Source organism: Solirubrobacter ginsenosidimutans (assembly GCF_027587205.1).
This window is the reverse complement of the sequence record NZ_JAPDOD010000118.1, coordinates 1-2,396: the sequence shown is the minus strand read 5'-3', so window position 1 is coordinate 2,396 and position 2,396 is coordinate 1. Positions and strand designations below refer to the sequence as shown.

Below are 2,396 nucleotides of genomic sequence, written 5' to 3'. Positions count from 1 at the left end.
CGTCAGGTGGTCGTCCTCGCCCAGGAGGAGGCGCGGACGCTCAAGCACAACTACATCGGGACCGAGCACATCCTCCTTGGTCTCCTCCGTGAGGAGGAGGGACTTGCCGCTCGGGTTCTCGAGTCTTTGGACATCACCGTTGAGCGTGTGCGCGCTCAGGTTGTCCGCATAGTCGGTTCCGGCGAGGAGGTGACCTCCGGCCAGATTCCTTTTACGCCTCGTGCGAAGAAGGTGCTCGAACTGGCCCTGCGTGAGGCGCTTTCGCTGGGTCATAACTACATCGGTACCGAGCACATCCTGCTCGGCCTCGTGCGCGAGAACGAGGGCGTGGCCGCACGCATCCTGCTCGACTTCGACGCGGACTCTGAGAAGATCCGCAACGAGGTCATCCGCATGCTCTCCGGCCCGGGCGGCCGGCGCCAGGGCTCGACCGGTCAGGGCCAGGCGGCCCCGGGCGGCGCGGCTGCGGGCGAGAAGAAGTCCTCAAAGCTGCTCGACCAGTTCGGGCGCAACCTCACCAAGCTGGCCGCTGACGGCAAGCTGGATCCCGTCGTCGGGCGCGAGACGGAGATCGAGCGGATCATGCAGATCCTCTCGCGACGGACCAAGAACAACCCTGTGTTGGTCGGCGAGCCGGGGGTCGGCAAGACCGCGGTGGTCGAGGGCCTGGCCCAGCGGATCACCAACGGTGACGTGCCGGAGCTGCTGAAGAACAAGCAGATCTACACGCTGGATCTCGCGGCCCTGGTCGCGGGCTCGAAGTACCGCGGTGAGTTCGAGGAACGCCTGAAGAAGGTGATGAAGGAGATCACCCAGCGCGGCGACATCATCCTGTTCATCGACGAGCTGCATAACCTCGTCGGCGCGGGTGCCGCGGAGGGCGCGATCGACGCGGCCAGCATTTTGAAGCCGGCGCTGGCTCGCGGTGAGCTGCAGACGGTGGGCGCGACGACGCTGGATGAGTACCGCAAGTACCTGGAGCGCGACTCGGCGCTGGAGCGTCGCTTCCAGAAGATCACCGTGGACCAGCCGTCGCTTGAGGAGTGCGTGCAGATCCTCAAGGGCCTCCGCGACCGCTACGAGGCGCATCACAAGGTCAACATCACCGACGAGGCCCTCGAGGCCGCGGCGGAGCTGGCCGACCGCTACATCTCCGACCGGTTTTTGCCGGACAAGGCGATCGACCTCATCGACGAGGCCGCCTCGCGCATGCGCATCAAGTCGATGTCGTCTCCGCCCGTGTACCGGGAGCTTGAGGAAGAGATCGAGACGACGCGCCGCGACAAGGAAGCCGCGATCGAGAACCAGGAGTTCGAGAAGGCCGCGCACCTCCGCGATCGTGAGCGTCAGCTGACGAACAAAAAGCGCGACCTCGAGGACGCCTGGGAGTCGGGCGAGGGCGGGGAGCGTCCGTCCATCGGCGAGGAAGAGATCGCCGACATCGTCTCGATGTGGACCGGCATCCCGGTGTTCAAGCTCACCGAGGCCGAGACTCAGAAGCTGATGCGGATGGAGGACGAGCTGCACAAGCGCGTCATCGGTCAGCACCAGGCGATCGAGGTCGTGGCCAAGGCGATCCGCCGTTCGCGTGCGGGTCTGAAGGACCCCAAGCGCCCGACCGGCTCGTTCATCTTCCTCGGCCCGTCCGGGGTGGGCAAGACCGAGCTGGCGCGCACCCTGGCGGAGTTTCTCTTCGGCGACGAAGAGGCGATGGTCCGGATCGACATGTCGGAGTACATGGAAAAGCACGCCGTGTCCCGGCTCGTCGGCTCGCCTCCCGGCTATGTCGGCTACGACGAGGGCGGCCAGCTGACCGAAGCGGTCCGCCGCAAGCCCTACAGCGTGCTGCTGCTCGACGAGATCGAGAAGGCCCACCCGGACGTCTTCAACATCCTCCTGCAGATCCTGGAGGACGGTCGCTTGACCGACTCCCAGGGCCGCACGGTGGACTTCCGGCACGCGATCGTGATCATGACCTCAAACATCGGGGCCAGTGAGATCGCGCGTAACACGCCGCTGGGCTTCGCGGTCTCTGACGACGAGACCGGCGTCTCCTATGACGACATGAAGGGCCGCATCATGGGCGAGCTCAAGAAGGTCTTTCGGCCTGAGTTCCTCAACCGCATCGATGACGTCATCGTGTTCCACAAGCTCACCAAGGACGAGATCAAGACCATCGTCGAGCTGCTCCTGCGGCGCATCCGGACCTCACTGGCCGAACGCGACCTGCAGCTGGAGCTCACCGAGGGCGCGGAGGATCTGCTGGTCGAGAAGGGCTGGGACCCCGCAATGGGTGCCCGTCCGCTGCGCCGCGCGATCCAGCGCTACATCGAGGATCCGCTCGCGGACTTCGTGTTGCGCTCCGAGCTGACGCCCGGCGCGACCGTCATGGTCGA

The 2,396-nt window shown here is 65.5% G+C and carries 1 protein-coding gene; it reads left to right on the top strand.

What is annotated here, in order from left to right:
* On the top strand, positions 1-2,396 hold a 2,396-nt coding region (locus OM076_RS44375; protein ID WP_270046718.1), incomplete at both ends, for an ATP-dependent Clp protease ATP-binding subunit.